General features: G+C 69.1%; 16 protein-coding genes and 1 pseudogene. 5 read left to right on the top strand and 12 right to left on the bottom strand.

The genetic code is table 11. From position 1 onward, the window contains the following. Positions 1 to 586: 586 nt before the first annotated feature. Positions 587 to 1369, bottom strand: a complete 783-nt coding sequence (locus VXC91_RS24130) for a class I SAM-dependent methyltransferase (RefSeq protein WP_329509417.1) — start codon at positions 1367 to 1369, stop codon at positions 587 to 589. A 393-nt stretch (positions 1370 to 1762) separates the two neighbouring features. After that, positions 1763 to 2071 carry an LOG family protein gene (locus tag VXC91_RS24125; RefSeq protein WP_329509416.1) on the bottom strand — a complete coding sequence of 103 codons (309 nt, stop codon included), beginning with the start codon at positions 2069 to 2071 and terminating at the stop codon, positions 1763 to 1765. Positions 2072 to 2365: 294 nt separating this feature from the next. On the opposite strand from VXC91_RS24125, the gene VXC91_RS24120 reads away from it, so the two are divergent. Continuing rightward, a complete protein-coding gene (locus VXC91_RS24120) occupies positions 2366 to 2497 on the top strand; it encodes a hypothetical protein (protein WP_329509415.1) in 132 nt (43 codons plus the stop codon). Positions 2498 to 2552: 55 nt separating this feature from the next. Here VXC91_RS24120 and VXC91_RS24115 read toward each other — a convergent pair whose 3' ends face one another. Continuing rightward, on the bottom strand, positions 2553 to 2828 hold the full coding sequence (locus tag VXC91_RS24115; RefSeq protein ID WP_329509414.1) for a hypothetical protein: 276 nt from the start codon (positions 2826 to 2828) through the stop codon (positions 2553 to 2555). 273 nt (positions 2829 to 3101) lie between these two features. Between VXC91_RS24115 and VXC91_RS24110 the strand changes: the two genes are divergently transcribed. Continuing rightward, positions 3102 to 3971: an alpha/beta fold hydrolase gene (locus tag VXC91_RS24110; RefSeq protein ID WP_329509429.1), complete on the top strand. Its 870-nt coding sequence runs from the start codon at positions 3102 to 3104 to the stop codon at positions 3969 to 3971. A gap of 445 nt (positions 3972 to 4416) precedes the next feature. Here VXC91_RS24110 and VXC91_RS24105 read toward each other — a convergent pair whose 3' ends face one another. The 5 genes from VXC91_RS24105 to VXC91_RS24085 all read right to left on the bottom strand — a co-directional run bounded on the left by VXC91_RS24105 (position 4417) and on the right by VXC91_RS24085 (position 7989). Next, entirely contained in the window at positions 4417 to 5502 is a 1086-nt protein-coding gene (locus VXC91_RS24105) for a methyltransferase domain-containing protein (protein ID WP_329509413.1), read from the bottom strand. After that, on the bottom strand, positions 5499 to 6482 hold the full coding sequence (tgmB, locus tag VXC91_RS24100) for an ATP-grasp ribosomal peptide maturase (RefSeq protein WP_329509412.1): 984 nt from the start codon (positions 6480 to 6482) through the stop codon (positions 5499 to 5501). The genes VXC91_RS24105 and tgmB overlap by 4 nt, the downstream gene beginning before the upstream one ends. Next, on the bottom strand, positions 6479 to 6700 hold the full coding sequence (locus VXC91_RS24095) for a hypothetical protein (protein WP_329509411.1): 222 nt from the start codon (positions 6698 to 6700) through the stop codon (positions 6479 to 6481). Before VXC91_RS24095 ends, tgmB begins: the two co-directional genes overlap by 4 nt. A gap of 102 nt (positions 6701 to 6802) precedes the next feature. After that, positions 6803 to 7579: a hypothetical protein gene (locus VXC91_RS24090; RefSeq protein ID WP_329509410.1), complete on the bottom strand. Its 777-nt coding sequence runs from the start codon at positions 7577 to 7579 to the stop codon at positions 6803 to 6805. Further along, positions 7576 to 7989, bottom strand: coding sequence for an ATP-binding protein (locus VXC91_RS24085; protein WP_329509409.1), 414 nt, complete (start codon positions 7987 to 7989; stop codon positions 7576 to 7578). The genes VXC91_RS24090 and VXC91_RS24085 overlap by 4 nt, the downstream gene beginning before the upstream one ends. A 212-nt stretch (positions 7990 to 8201) precedes the next feature. On the opposite strand from VXC91_RS24085, the gene VXC91_RS24080 reads away from it, so the two are divergent. Further along, on the top strand, positions 8202 to 9551 hold the full coding sequence (locus tag VXC91_RS24080) for a hypothetical protein (protein ID WP_329509408.1): 1350 nt from the start codon (positions 8202 to 8204) through the stop codon (positions 9549 to 9551). 776 nt (positions 9552 to 10327) lie between these two features. Here the strand turns inward: VXC91_RS24080 and VXC91_RS24075 are convergent. The 4 genes from VXC91_RS24075 to VXC91_RS24060 all read right to left on the bottom strand — a co-directional run bounded on the left by VXC91_RS24075 (position 10328) and on the right by VXC91_RS24060 (position 13632). Beyond that, entirely contained in the window at positions 10328 to 10531 is a 204-nt protein-coding gene (locus tag VXC91_RS24075; protein ID WP_329509407.1) for a hypothetical protein, read from the bottom strand. A gap of 1021 nt (positions 10532 to 11552) precedes the next feature. Continuing rightward, positions 11553 to 11996 carry a DUF6415 family natural product biosynthesis protein gene (locus VXC91_RS24070; RefSeq protein ID WP_329509406.1) on the bottom strand — a complete coding sequence of 148 codons (444 nt, stop codon included), beginning with the start codon at positions 11994 to 11996 and terminating at the stop codon, positions 11553 to 11555. 50 nt (positions 11997 to 12046) lie between these two features. After that, positions 12047 to 12256, bottom strand: a complete 210-nt coding sequence (locus VXC91_RS24065) for a hypothetical protein (RefSeq protein WP_329509405.1) — start codon at positions 12254 to 12256, stop codon at positions 12047 to 12049. Positions 12257 to 12381: 125 nt separating this feature from the next. Further along, positions 12382 to 13632, bottom strand: a complete 1251-nt coding sequence (locus VXC91_RS24060; protein ID WP_329509404.1) for a helix-turn-helix domain-containing protein — start codon at positions 13630 to 13632, stop codon at positions 12382 to 12384. A gap of 415 nt (positions 13633 to 14047) precedes the next feature. Here VXC91_RS24060 and VXC91_RS24055 point away from each other — a divergent pair. Both VXC91_RS24055 and VXC91_RS24050 read left to right on the top strand, forming a co-directional pair. Next, a pseudogene (locus VXC91_RS24055) lies at positions 14048 to 14318 on the top strand (ATP-binding protein); the annotation flags it as partial. Positions 14319 to 14581: 263 nt separating this feature from the next. Next, positions 14582 to 14842, top strand: coding sequence for a hypothetical protein (locus VXC91_RS24050; RefSeq protein ID WP_329509403.1), 261 nt, complete (start codon positions 14582 to 14584; stop codon positions 14840 to 14842). Positions 14843 to 15027 lie beyond the last annotated feature (185 nt).

Below are 15027 nucleotides of genomic sequence, written 5' to 3'. Positions count from 1 at the left end.
TGCTGGCCATGGCCGCGCGTCGGCCCCTACCGGCACGCCGTGGACGGATCCTGCGGCTCGACGACGGCACCGCGGTGTGCCTGCGACCGAGCACCCCGCATGATCTGCGCACGGTCACAGTCCTGTACACATTGTGCTGCCCAGACAGACGCCCTCCCCTGACGGGACTTCCCGGCAAAGAGGACCTCGACCGGCTGCTACACCCGCGTGGGTTACAGCGTGATCGCCCAAGACGTGCGGGGTCGGCCCGTGGGCTGGGCCTCGCGGGCCTGGGACGGGGAACACGCTGACGCGGTGGTGTTGGCACATCGCGCATGGCGGCGCCCGGCCTGCTCGCCGAATTGCTGTGCTGCCTCGTCCGTGCCGCCGAGCAGGCCGGCTGCGGTGTCCCGTGGCTGCCCGTCGCACCAGGGGACTGTGATGTGTACGAGGCGGTGGCTGACCTCGGGCTGCCGTGGAGCGTCGAGCACGGCGAGGCCGACGAAAGGACGTTCGTCCTTGACTTGCGCACTCCGGGTCCGCCGGACCCAGGTCCCGCGGCGGTCGGGGATCGCGGGCGTCCTCGGGGCAGGGCCCGGGCCTGTCCCTACGCCGGTGCCGGATGCGTGATGCGGATCTTCGACTGGCCGTGCGGGTGCTGTTCCCAGTCGTCCATGAACCGGGCGGCCAGCCCGTGGCGTTCGGCCAGCGAGATGAGGGTCGCGGTGCGGTAGTAGAAGTCCTCGCGCAGCACCTGGTGCTCCTCGCCCTCGGTGCGGTCGAAGGTGAAGTCGAAGAAGCCGTCCGGGGCGAGTACCCGGCCGACGTGGCCGAGGCACTCGTCGATCACCTCGAGCGGCGAGTGGGAGAACACGCTGTGCGCGTGCACCACCGTGAACCAGACTGCGGGCAGGAATTCAAGCCTGAGGTCCTCGACGAGGGCCAGATGGGGAAGCCGGTCCTGCAGCCCGCGGCGGGCGAGCGTGCGCTGCGCTTCGAGGAGGATGTCCGGGGAGATGTCGATGCCGTAGTAGTGGCCGGGTTTGAGGTAGTCGATGAACCGCCACCCGGCGCGCAGGTTCCCGCAGCCGATCTCCAGCATCCGGTCATGCGGTTTCAGGCCGTGCTCGAGCAGGTAGTCGAACTGCATCTGCCCCAGCGCCAGCCAGCGCGCCTGCGAGGCGCTGCCGACAGCACGCTCGGGGCTGCGCGCGGTGTCCGAGGCCATCACCGCCCGGTAATAGGCGATGTGGTCACGGTGCCGAAGCCCAAGCCATGCATCGCGGGCTGCGCGGCGCAGGTAGGGGCCGATCCGCCCAGGGTGGCGCAGGGCGTGCCGGACCTGGTGTGCCAGGGACGACCGGTTCTTCAACCTCGCGGGTTTCGGCATGGCTGACTCCGTGGTGCAGGTGGCCGCCCCCCGGACGGCAGGTTAGCCCGAGCCAGCCGGCGGGGCGCGCTGGTATCGCGGCGCATCCGTCAAACGCCGCACTGGGGCCGGCCGCCGCCCGGACATCGCCTTCCGCGTGCCCGGCGATCTGCGGCAGCCTCACTGCCTGGCACCAACGGCTCGACGCTGGCCGCCATCACGAGCCTGCTGTCCCCCCGCGCGGTCCTCCCTGCTCGCGCCGACCCATCAAGGCGTCCGTACGCTCAGGGTCCGGCCGCGGCCGGCGAGCTGGTAGTAGGTGCCATAGGGAGTGATGTCCTGCCCGGCGGCGGCCTCGAAGAAGTCGACGGGCTCAGGCGCGGCACGGTCCTCTCACCGGCCCGGTTGGGGACCTCAGAGCAGCGCGAGCGTAGCTGCGGGGTCCGGGACCAGGACCGCGATCTGCTCGGCGAGCAGGCGGGCGCTGGCCTTGAGCGTCGCGCCGCTGGCTGCGGTCCCGGGCCGGTAGAGGCTGACCACCGCACCGCCGGACGCGGCGACGGAACTCAACAGCTGGGCGTGGTCGTGCGGGTGGGCGCGGTCCAGGCCGCACGGCAGGATGGCGAGGGTTGCGTGGCCGGCCTCGGGTATGGCGTGGCGAAAGCATGCGTGCGGGTAATGGCCCCCTTGTGGCCAGGAGTGGGCCAGCTCGAGGGGCGTCATCGACGCGGTGTCCTTCCATCTGTGGCGGCTGGCGACGGGCTGCTGCGCCCGCCGTCAGCCGCTCCCGCAGAACCAACAACACCAAAACTAGTGTGTTATCTGTCGGCGTGAACCCCCCTTTGACCTGCGGCTTTACCGGCAGTCGAGGGCGGGTGGGAGCGGGAAGCTGCGCCGGGGGTCGAGCCGGGCGCACTGCTCGCAGTACGTGGTCACGGCGTTGGCGGCGCACGCTCCCCACTGGCACTCGAACTGCTCGCGCGGTCCGCACAGCATGCACCGCCACAGCGCGATCCCGTGCAGCTCACACAACTCGCGGCGCTTGTGCGCGGGCAGGGCCTCGAGAGCGGGGCGGGGGCGCTCGAGGCGGGCGAGGTCGGCGACGGGAAGGACTCCTCCCCGTCGCTGATCCAGCGCGGCGACAGCTGATCGAAGCGCTCGGGCGTGGTGTAGAACGGCTGGCTGACCGGACTGAACACCAGGGTCAGATGACCGTCGGAGACCAGGGCTTCCGGGGTGCCCGCGGGCCAGGGTGGACGTGGTCATCAGGAAGCGGCAGCGTGTGCCCGCTGCGGTAGAGGGCGACGGTGGTTGCGGTGGCGACGCGGCTGCGGTTGTAGGCGACAGCTTCCTTGGCGCTGGCGTCGGCGCCGAACGCTTCGTTGGCGGTGGGCGGCAGTGCCGCGATTCCGGCGGTGAAGCGGCGGGCGGCAATGCGCAGGCGGGCCGGTCGAAGGGCGCGGCACAGCGATCGCAGCATGGCAACTCCTGAAGCGCGAAGCGGGGAAATGGGGTCGGCTCGGCGGGCGGCCCTTACTAGTGTGATGAGGTGATGGGTGTCGCCCCAGGTCAACCGCAGAAACCAACCGACACCTGCGAGCCAGTGGCCCCCGGTGCCGGGTGTTCCGAGATCGTGGGAAGCCATCAGGTAGCCAGGTCAGCGTCGGCCCCCGACGAGTCTCGACCTTCAGGTGTCGGGGGCTGCGGGGGTAGGGTCCGATGAGTTCTCGACAGGGAAGGGGTCTACATGGTTATGACTCCGCAGATGCTCAAGACTCCCGAGGTCGACCTCGCCTACGACGTCCACGGCCCGCTGCCGACCGCCGATGGATACCCACCGTTGGTCATGATCGGCCAGCCAATGGACGCCAGCGGCTTCAGCACGTTGGCGTCGCACTTCCCGGACCGCACCGTGGTCACCTATGACCCGCGCGGCCTCGGCCGCAGCACGCGCAAGGACGGCCGGGTCGACCATGCGCCCGAGATCCAGGCTGCCGACGTGCACGCCGTCATCGAGGCGCTGGGCGCGGGCCCGGTCGAGATGTTCGCGAGCAGCGGCGGCGCGGTGACCGCGCTCGCCCTCGTGGCGGCGTACCCCGACGACGTGACCACCCTGGTGGCGCACGAGCCGCCTCTCATTCCGGTTCTCCGCGACGCCCAGGCTGCCGAGCGCGCCCGGGCCGGCGTCCGGGATGCGTACGAGCACAAGGGCTGGGGTGCCGGTATGGCGGCCTTCGTCGTGATGACGTCGTGGCGGGGCGAATTCACCGACGACTACTTCGCCCAGCCCGCGCCGGATCCCGCCGCGTTCGGGATGCCGACGGAAGATGACGGCTCCCGGGACGACCCGCTGCTCTCCGACCGGTCGTGGGCGGTCAGCAGTTACCAGCCCGACGTCGACGCTCTTATCGCGGCGCGGACGCGGGTCCTGATCGCAGTGGGCGAGGAGTCCCGAGACACCATCACCGGACGCACCTCGGTGGCAACGGCCGAACTGCTCGGCCAGGAGGCGACGGTGTTTCCGAGCCACCACGGCGGCTTTCTCGGTGGCGAGTCCGGCTACGCCGGGCAGCCCGAGGCCTTCGCGCACAAGCTGCGCGAGATCCTCGACGATGCTCGCTGACGGTCGGCCTTCGCGGTGGCCATAGGCGTGTCAGGCACGGGAGCTCTCTTCGTTGGTGTCGGGGAGGGACAGGACCGGGGCGGTGTAGACCTCGCGCTGTACGGCGGGGACCCGGGGGACGGGATGACGGCCTGCTGGAGGTCGGCCGTGTCCATAGGGTGCAGCCACCCGTTCCGCACGGTCCAGCCGCACGCGCGGGGGTGAGGCTCGGCGGCCGTGGTGACGACCAGGACGGCGCTCCGCGCGGTGCTGCCCTCCAGCACGACCAACAGCGCGCGCAGCGTGTTGAAGTCGTCGTCGTTCAGCACGGCCAGGCGTAGCGGGTCGCTGCAGACGGCGAGATCGGCCTCAGCGCTGTGCCGCCCGGCCGTCTGTTACACGCGGTCTGCGGGAGTGCAGAAACCCCCGCGGGCGGGCGGGGGCTGCTGCGGTCAGGGGGAGTTCGTCACTGGGGTTGCGGGAGGTCCCAGGCGGGCCCGTCACTCGTCCGGTACCAGGCGGTCTGACGGCTGGGCGTGATGTTGACGTGGAACTCCTGCCGCTGCGGTTCACCGGCGAAGGTTTCGGCGAGGCCTTCAACGACGTCCCACAGGCGACGCGGCCCGACCTGGCGCACCGTGCCGGACACGTGAGCCGTCGCGGTTGCCCCGTCCTGCGTCCAGATGCCGACGGCCGTCAGCTCGCCCTTGTCATTGCGCCACGAGCATGTGGTGTGCCCGGGCAGTGCCAGTGAGAGGGGAAACCGCAGCCGTCCCAGGACGTCGCTCGGCGCTGCCGTGGTCTTGGTGGGCTCGGCTTCCCGGGCCGCGTCGAATGCAGGCGGCGCGGACGGGGTACGGCGGGGCATGAAGTGGGCCGGGGTCGGGAGGAACCATCCCGTGCCATGGCCAGGGGTTGTCACTGTGACCCGCAGAATGCCGTAGCCGACCGGGGCCACGATGACCGCGCCGGGCGCGGCCTGCTTGAGGAACGCGTCCGGGATCGCGCGGAGCGCGGCAGTGGCGATGAACCGCCGGTAGGGCGCGCGGCCTGGCCAGCCGCCGGCGCCGTCACCGGTGGCGATGAACGGGTGCAGGCCCGCATCCGCCAGGCGTTGCGCTGCTGCGCCGGTGAGCTCCGGATCGACATCGATCGTGGTGACGTTCTCTTCGCCGAGCCGGTGGGAGAGCAGGGCCGCGTTGTAGCCGGTGCCGGTGCCCAGCTCGAACACGGTGTCCCCCTCGCGCGCGTCGAGTGCATCGAGCATCGCGAGCATGACGGAGGGCTCGCTGGACGAACTGGTCGGGATGCCCCGCTCATCGAGCTGGGTCGTCAGCGCGTGGTCGGAGTAGACGGCCTCCAGGTATCCCGGATCGCCCGGCCCGACGTGCTCCCACGCGCCTGCCGCGCCCTGGGTGTAGAAGCTGGGCACGAACACGTGCCGGGGGACGGACGCGAACGCATCCCTCCACGCGCTGGTGTGTGACGGGTCAAGGGCGGCAGCGAACTCCTTTCGCGACGCGGCCGCGGTGTCGTTGTCCAGCCAGGTCATTCGCGGGCTCCTCGCAGGTAGTCGGCGTGTGCGGCGGCGATCGGCAGCCCAGTGCGGTTCTCCACCCAGGCCCACGTTCCCGCGGGATTGTTCTCGAAGAACACCCACTCTCCGGCCGGAGTCACGGCGAAGTCGAAGCTGCCGAACACGATGCCGTAATAGGCCAGGAAGCGCCGCACGGCTGCGGCGACGTCCTCGGGCACGTCAAGCGTGCCGTAGGTGATGTGCTCGTAGTCGGTGCGCCAGTCGGTGCGCGCCTTCTCCGAGGACGTGTGCAGGGTGCCGCCGAACACCTTGTCTGCGACGGCGACGAGCCGCACCTCGTAGGCCTTCTCGATGGCCTCTTGGAAGTAGTGGGCCGTGGTGCGGATGCTGTCGTCGAACGCTGCAGGATCGACGTAATGGGTGGCCACCATGAGTTGCCGACCCTCATCTACCGGCAGGCGTCCGCCAAGGACCGGCTTGCAGATCAGCGGCCCGTTGACCTGCTTGGCGAAGTCGCGGGCGGCATCGGGGTCGTTCGTGATCAGGCTGCGGGGTACGCGGAGCCCGCAGCACGTAGCGACGACGAGCTGCTGTGGCTTGTGCGCGGCGACCCGGTCGTGGTGCGGGTTGTTGATCCACCGTGCGCCGGGCAGAGCCGCCAACACGTTGAGCAGCGCAGCATCGGCCTGGTTCTGCGCCCAGGTGGCGTAGGGCTCGGGAACGGCGTCGGCGATGACGGGGCGTCCGGGCCGCCTCCAGTAGACGGCCCGGACGTCCTCAAGCCGCGCCGCCGTCCGGCGCCCGTCGTCAAGCATCCCCGTCCAGCCCCACTCTGCGGGCGCGTGGCCGGCCGTGAGCGTGAGCTGCTGGGGGAACGCTGCGACGTCAAAGCGGAGCACGGGGACGTCACGCTTGGTGAGCTCGTCCACGACCATGTCCGCTGATGCGTCGAGCCGTTCAGCGACGACGAGCACAGGGCGGGCGGCGGCGGTCATGACGCGGGCGCGTAGTACGGGTCAGAGACGTCGTCGCCCTGGCCGTCCAGGTTGGTGTCGGTGGTCGATGCGGCCAGGTCGGACGTGTGCCAGGGGGTGCCGTCGGCCTGGATGTTCAGCTGACGCCCCTCGTTCCAGGTCACGCCCTTGATCGAGGTGGTGACCAGGCACGGAGGCGCGGCGGCTCGTGCACCGAACGGAATGGTTGCTGTGCTCATGTGTCCTCCAGTGATCTTCATGGGGCCCGGGTGGTGGCCGGGCTGCCCGTACAGTCCCGGGGGATCACCCCGGCCGGGCCGGTACGGGGGTCTGGGGCTCCCCTACGCGGCAGGGCACGCGTGGACGGAGCCGGTTTGGTGCGGGACCGGGGCTCTGAACGCGGTGAGCTCGGCGAGCAGCTCGGCCAGGCTCAGGCGGCGGAAGACGCTCAGCCGCCGGACTAGTTGGGACGCGAGGAAGACGGGCAAATCCGGGTCGCCGTAGCGCAGTGGGAAGTCCGGCTGATCCACCGCGTGCACGCCGCCCTGGCCGTAGCCGTACACGGTGCCGTGCACCCCGTAGAGGGGCGCGCTCTCGGCGAGGAAGACCAGGGGCCGGCCGCCGAGGTGTGGGCACAACATGGCGGCGGCCCGCACGTGCCGCGCGCACATCGGAGGCTGCGCCGTGACGATCGTCGACTCATGAGGCGTGTAGTCGTCGGGGCCCGCGAGGAAGATGTACCCGAGAGGCGTCTTGGCCGGTTGGACGCACACTTGGCAGCGCATGGTCTGCATGCATTCCCGCTGCCGGGATGGGTGCATGAGCCTCCACAGGGGCTTGCCCGTCGGCATGTTCCACTGGTCCCTGCGGTTCTGCGAGCAGCGTCCCCACAGCGCGCCCCGCACGTCGCGGTCCTCGGGCTCCTTGTCCGTGTACCGCAGCCGGAGGCGGTTGCCGGGCCACTCCTGCACGAACGCCAGGGTTGCCGGGGCGGCCTCCTCCCCTTCCCGCAGAGTGACGTAGGGGATCAGGCTCGGCTCGGTTGCGCTCACGCCGCTCGCCTTCTCTCGTGTGCTGCGCGGCCGGTAGGGGCTGTAGGGGAGCGGCGAGGCGATCATGCCGTCTCCCCTTCGAGGGCGAGGGCGCACCAGGTGGTGGCGCCGTCGTCGTCGGTGCCCCAGCCGCCGCCGCGGGCGTCGGCGATGCTCTCGACGAGGAAGAGCCCGCGGCCCCGCTCTGCGTCGCCGTCGGCCGTGCGGACCGTTGGCCCGCCGGGCATCTGGTCGTGGACCGAGATGCGCAGCCAGCCGTCACGCACAGCCATCGAGAGCGTGACCTGATGGCCGCCGCTGTGCAGGATGGCGTTGGTGACCAGCTCCGAGACGATCAGCGTTGCGTCGTCTACGAGGTCCCCGAGGCCGCAGTAGCGGAGCCGGGCGGCGGCCACACGTCGGGCCATCCCCACGCGGCGGGCGTCGCATTCGGCGACGGTCCGCCCGGTGCTGCCCGGGGAGACCTCGAAGCTCATGCTCATCGTGTCTTGAACAAGGCGGGGGCGTCCGCGCTGTGCGATGGCGCCTCTTCTCACTGCTGGTGCGCTGGTCACCCGTGCTCCAAAGGCCGAGATGAGTCCCTTTACTCCTAAGAGGTAACCGCTCGGTCACGCGCTGCGGGTACCGTTGGTGGCAGGTGGGACCGTGAACACCGTGAACGCCATGCGAGCTGTCGGGAGTTGAGGACATGGCCACGAGGAAGCGCACGCCCAACCCTGCCTTGGATTCGCTGATTGAGCAGGCACGATGGACGCGCACGCAATTGGCTCAGCAAGTGAATCGGCTCGGCCCGCAGGCCGGGCTTGATCTCACGTACGACCGGACGGCCGTGGCGCACTGGATTGCCGGGACGCCGCCAAAGCCCGAGGTCAGGCCGCTGATTCTTGAAGCGTTGTCCGCCCGGTTAGGGCGGCCGGTGACTCACGCGGAAGCCGGTCTTCCGCCCGCCGTGTCCGGCGACGGCTCCCACACAGTCGACACTGTGGAGGAGCTGATTGACCTAGGAAGGGCGGATATGGACCCATCCCGTCGCGGAGTACTCGCCGCGACCGTGTTCTCCGCGGCGCTCTCCGTGCCCGCGTTTCAGACGAGCGCGCGGGCGGCCGGCGACCCGGTCACGCCGGGCAAGGCCACGACCCGGATCGGCGCCTCTCAAGTCGCGTCGGTGCGGTCGATGACGGAGCGGATCGCGGACATCCTTGATGAGTTCGGCGCAGGCCACGCGCGCCCCATGGCCGCGGCGTTCCTCGTCAATACCGTTGGCCCGTGGCTGCGGGCGCAGGCCACCGAGTCGGTGAAGCAGGACATGCTCGCGGCAGCGTCGGACCTGACGTACCTGACGGGCTGGATGGCCATGTACGAGAAAGCTCACGGTCTGGGGCAGACGTACTACGTCAAGGCGCTCAAGCTTGCCGACGAGGCGGGCGACCACGTCACCTACTGCCGCACGCTGCGCGGCATGTCGCTCCAAGCCTCGAACCTCGGGCACGGGCGGATGGCGCTGGAGCTGGCGGACTCCGCGGCCGAAGCAGCGCCGTCCGCTGGCCCCCGGCTCGTGGCGTTCCTGCGCGGGCAGCAAGCCCACGCCGCGTCGATGGTCGGCGACCGGCACCAGGCGCACACGCGGCTTCGGGAGGCCGAGACCGCCCTATCCAAGGCGGACAACCGGCGTGACGCGATTGGCGGATACGACCAGACCGTATGGCTCTTCCACGTCTCGCATGTGCTGATGGAAGAGGGCGATCTCTCGGGCAGCATCAAGGCGATGCAGCAAAGCATCAAAGTGCAGTCCGCTCAGGAGCGACAGGGCCGCGTCCACGCGTACGGGGTGCTCGCGCAGCGGCAACTTCGGCACGGGCACGTGGAAGCCGCTTGCGAGTCGTGGGCGCGGTTCCTTGACGAGTACGAGCACGTGTCGTCCGTCCGCGGTGACGACCACTTCGCGACGATGCGCACGGATCTCGCGCCATACGCCAAGACGCGGGCGGTGCGGGAGCTCTCCGGCCGGGTGCGAGAAGTCGCAGCGGCCAAGGCCTGAAACGCAGGACGCCTCCGGGAAGCTGTCGGCAAACCCCGGAGGCGGCACCACCCAAGATACGGCCATTCCCGCCCGGTTGGGCAGAACGAGCCGATATCCGGTGCGGCTGCGGGCGAGCCGCGGCAGGGCGTCGTCGAGAGCGGTGACCTGGAAGGCGTTCACCGGGCCGAGACAGGCGCGTACGGCGGTGAACTGGTCCCAGTGGTGGGTGCCGGTGACGTGCACGCTGCCGCGCACTGCCCCGCCCAGCTCGAATGCGACGGCGTCGGCCTGGCGAGGGCCGGCGGTGGCGTGCACGCTCCCGGCGGGCGTTTCGATGGTCAGGCTCGGGCTGGGGCTGCGGCTCCTCGGTGGTGGCTTGTGGCGGTGGAGGCTGTCCCGGTCGGTCAGGGACACCTCGCAGCCGCACGGGCACGGGGCGTCGGTGGCGACCGTGCAGGTGGGAGAACTTCGGTCCCGTGGCGCTGACGTTGACCGTGCTGGTCGTGCCGGTGACCGGAGTGGTATCGGGCGACCGTTACATGTCCCGCGTGCTGTAGGTCCGACAGGTGCAGCCCATGCCGTCGGTCCGGGAACGGCCCCATAGGCGCACAAGGTCGTGTTCGGATTCCGGGTAGCTGCACTCGGCGCACGGCTGGCCCCACGATGCAGGTTCGCCGGCTGGCTCGGCGGTGTAGAGGCTCTCGGGGCTCCATGGGGTGCCCCCGGGCGCGAACGTGACTGATGCGTTGGGCATCAAATGCGCCCACCCTGCGGGCCAACCGACCGGGGGGCTTTCAGCGGCACGTGTCGACGGCATCGCGGACCGCTTGACCTCGCCACAGCTGCGTGACGCCGGTCGGGCCGGTCACGCGATAGGCGGCGGCCATCACTTGCTCGTCCGGCCGGTTGATCAGGAGTCCGGATGCCTTGTCCGGCACGAACGTGACGACTGAGTGATTGCGGGTCTGGCGGTACCGGATCACTCCGTCGACCGCCATACGCGCGTCGCTGCACAGCCAGAAAGCGCAGCGGGTCGGTGCCGACGCGGCAGGGGCGGAGCGCGCCCGCCCCTGCCGCGTCCTTACCGCCGCGCACCCTGCGGACGATCCCGTTGGAAATCTGGATTTCCACTTGGTGTTCCCCTTCGTCGATCACTGCGTGTGCCGGGGGTCGCCTCCCCCCTGCAACCCATATACTAGTATGTGTTAGGGGGAGTTGGAAGACCTTGTTGCGCCTGGTGTTGCGGTAGATGTTGCGCCTGGTGTTGCGTCAGGTGTTGCGCTGGACGTTGCGCGGCCTAGCGGCCCGCCTCTACAACGCCCCACGTCAGCGGCCTATGGGTGCATGGTAGGGCCGCTGACATCCCCTCTGCTGCCACTTTTGCCGCGCCGGTTGAAGGATGAATGAGGAATGGGGGCGGGTGGGTGGGTGGTGCGCTTCGGGGATGGGAGCGGTCTGGGGTGTCTGCTGCGCGTCGGCTGCGCCGCCGCGCTATCGCGTGGGTCTGTAGGGGCGTGTCCGGCCCGGAGGGCGGGACAGGGGAGGGGCGGGACAGGGCCCGGGGCCCGTCCCTCGCCTCTCCAGCTCCCTGCACATCCCTCCGCTCGTCCGTGTCTGTCGGAGGCAGCCAACCCCCCACTGCCGAGCAAGCATACGGGCCCCGGAGGGGCCCGTGGTTTACCTTTCTCCACGGAATACAATTCAAGTCCCCTCGTTTTCAGGGGAATCGGAGATTCCCCAAAACCCGTCTGTACAACAAAGTTTGAGGGAATCGGAGATTCCCCCGAAAGGCCACCTCCACAACGAATATGACAAAACCCTCAACTAAAATCCCAACCCCCCACCCAAAAAAACTAAACCAGCCGCCCCGCCGGAGGCGGGTAATTCGCGCGGGGACGCGCGAAACGAGCGAAGCGAGTATTCGGCTGCCGGAGGCAGAGCGAAGTAACGGTGCGGCGTTGCCCCGCCGCGGCCGCCCTGGGGTTCCGGCCTGTGTTCAACGGGGCGGTGGGTTTTTCGTCAGCGGCGGCGAAGCGTGTGGGCGCATCGGGTGTGGATGCGGCCTGCACAGACGGCTCCACCGGAGGCACTGACATGACCGTACGGCATGGAGTCCTCACAGTCTCTGATCGGCTTGTCGCAGGCCAGGCACATCTCCACCCCGGTCAGTGCCTCGTAGTGGTCACACAACGCCGTAAGGGAGCGCGCGAGCTTGCGGGCGTAGGCCACGGCCCGGTGCGGCCCGTCGCCGGCGGTGGCCCGCAGCTTGACGCGGGCTTCGCCGATGCAGGCGAGGGCGCAGTACCGGGGCACGTCATCCATGGGCAGTTTCTCGGCCGCCTGCTCGATTTCGGGGATGATCAACTGCATGTGGCCGCGCAGCAGACAGGTCAGCCCGGCCAGCTCGTCGCTCTCTGGCGATGTGGCGTCCGGTCCGAGCAGTCGTCCGACGCTCTGACGCATCGTCTCGATGTCTACCGGCTGCGTTCCGGCTTGCGTATCCAGGAGGCTGTTCATCGGGCGGGACCTGCAGTGCGGTGGACGGGGCAGGCACAGGGCGGTAGTTGCGTGCTGGGCAACTCGCGCGCGGGCTTGAAGCTGTAGGGCAGGGTCACGGTGGCGTGCGGCGGCGTCACGAGACCTTCGCGTGTGACGGTGTAGACGCGGAGCACCATCTTGGCGCCCGCTGGGCGCTCCAGAGGGCGGGCAGTACCGTTCGTCATGTCGACGCTCCTTGCAGCGTTGGCCACGCCCCGGGACCGTCGTGAGCGGTCGCCGGGGTCTCTTGTGGTCTTCGACCGTAGAAGCGACGACAGGAGGGTAGGGGCACAGATTGTGCCCCTTACCGTCATGCAGCCAAGAGGCCCAGCTTTACTGCGAGTTCGGACGCTCGTCGGCGCCGGGCGGGGCTCTTCGAGTCGGCTTCTTCGAGGACGATCCGCTTCGCGTAGCCGTTGTACTTGATCGTCTCGGGAGCGGCCTCGTGCGCTTGGTTCAACGTGGCGAGGGCAACGTCCGGTTGTCCGTCGAGCTGGTAGCCGCGAGCCTCTTCGATGCGATGACGGGCCCGGCGCGGCCTGGACGGGATCGTGACTGCATCCGCCGCAGCGGCCTGCCGCACGGACTCACCGCCCTGGTGGAGCTCCACTGCCACGGTGACGGCATGCGCACCTATGACGGCTCGGGAGAAGGAGGTGACAGGGTGGTAGTAGTCCTCGGGGAGCCGGGCCGCCATCTCACGTGCCCGGTCCCAGTACCGCCACGCCGTACCGGTCTCCCCGCGCCGGGCCGCCGTGTATCCGGCCTCGAAGGTCAGCGCACCGCTAATCGCGAGAACGTCGTTGGAGGCGTCGGGCAGGAGCGGTTCCAGATAGGCAAGCGTTTCGAGGTTCACTGCGTCCGCGGCATCGAAGTGCCCAGGGCCGGCGTCCCGGTGTGCTTGAGCCGCCAGCCAGGCGGCAACACCGATGGCGTGCGGGTTCTCGGATTCTTGTGCGGCGACCAGCCCGCGCTCGGCCACCCGCCACAACAAGGGCGCGTCGGGCTGGTAGGCCACGAAGAACTGGGTCAGTGAATAGACCTCGGCCAGCACGGCTTGCGCAGCTCTACGGTCCGCGCCGGTCTCGGCCTGCCGTACGGCGAGCTGTGCGTCTGCAATCAGGTCCGGTAGGAGCGCTCCGATCACCTCGCGGTGGTTCGGCGCCGAGTGTCGCGCCGACCAGGCCCGTGCGAGGCGCGCTTGAAGGTGCGCGGCCGGCGGTGCCGCGCGCTGCGTGGTCAACGGAAAAGCGTCGACTGCGGCCTTGACTGGGGCGAGCCGTGGGTGGCCAGGGCCGGTGAACAGGTGGATGTGCATGGCTTGGCTGCCGGTGAGATCCCCCAGATCCCGCACCCGCAGCACTTCGGCGATCCGCAGGATCATGTCGAGCTTCGGCGTCCCCAGACGACCGGTCTCGACGCCCTTGACCCACGAACCGGACTTACCGACCAGCCCACCGAGCTGCTCTCGGGTCATACCCCTGCGTGTGCGCAAGATCTGCAGGCGTTGGCCGAACACCAACGGGTCAGCGTACGGATCCGGGGATGCATCTTGAGACATCACGGCCCTGTCCCTCCTACACCTTGGTCACTGCCAGGGTAGGTGGCAGGCCCGGTCTCGGGTGAGATTCCCTACGGGCGTCCCCCATCCTGCACGTGATCGCGCGCGTCGGATGGAGCGTTTCGTGCACGACGACGCTCTTCGTTTCGATCTGGGCCGCGGGCGGCAGGCGACGCCAACCGCTGGCAGTCTGGGAAAACGTGGTGGTCGTCTTTCGGGGAGGCCCAGGGCGTGGAACGTTCCTCGACGTTCCCCCTTCGCGGGAGCCCCCTGCCCCCACGATCAAGAGCTGCCCGGCGCGGGAACTATGCAGAAGCCAACATGCCCGCTTTCACACGAAAGGGGCCTTCGCTGGCGACGCTCTCGGCATAGTCGCGGTCTCGGCATAGGTCGATCTATGCCGATATCTGCATAGATCGACGAACTCGGCTATATGGAACTGGACCGCAGGGGCGCTGAACTGCTGTTCCAGGTTCTGACGTAGCGTGAGGAGAAGAACAGCGTCGCAATCGCCTCGAACGAGTCCTTCAGATGGCTGGACCAAGACCTTCACCGACCCCCGCCTCTGCGCGGTCATCGTCGACCGGTTCACCTTCGGCGGCAACCTCATCCAGACCGGCATCGAGTCCTACCGCCTCGCCCTCACCCAGGCCCGGGCCGCAGCCCAGGACACCACCGCAGGCTGACCGCCAGACCGGACCTGGACGGGGCGGCTGCCAGGGGTCCTGGCAACAGCTGGAGGCGCATGCTCAGGAGCAAGCCGCGACCCCGCACAGTGAGATCATGTGAGTATTTGAGGCAAATGAGAGCTCGATGAGCATTCTATTATCGAGGTGGTGTTTTTCCGTTTTGGGCGGTTCGGGGGTGCAGGATCAGATTCATCCCGGCCCCACCCGGCCAGGCGATCTGACGGAGCATCACGCTCCCTCGAACGGAAAGGACACCCTCGATGAGTGACAGAATCAAGCGGGCTGCGGCCCTTGGCGTGGCGACGATCGCGATGAGCGCCGGGGTCGTGCTCGGGACGGTCGGCAGCGCCTCCGCCGCCACGGCTTACCACGGCCCGGATCGTGATCACGCCCGGCACGGCTGGCAGGACCAGAACTACTGGAACCGGGGCCGGCACCTGGGTCACCACAAGAAAGACCACCGGCAGTTCGGCCAGGTGGGGCGCGCCTGGCGCACCAACGACCGCGACTGCCGCCGCTAGACCCGGCCCAGACTTCACTTTCGCAGAGACGTTGAGCCCTTCCACACCATTGCCCGTGCTGTCCCGGCGATCGGTGAAGCGTTGATCTGACGGCGAATAAGGGGAGTTGAGCGCGCCCCGGACACAATGGTCCGGGGCGCGCTCGAGTTTGATCCCCCTGGACGGGGTCCGAGGAGTATCCAAGC

This window comes from Streptomyces chiangmaiensis, from assembly GCF_036281785.1.
GTDB classification, from domain to species: domain Bacteria; phylum Actinomycetota; class Actinomycetes; order Streptomycetales; family Streptomycetaceae; genus Streptomyces; species Streptomyces chiangmaiensis.
Note: the sequence above shows the minus strand (reverse complement) of the source record. Positions and strands in the feature narration are given on the sequence as shown.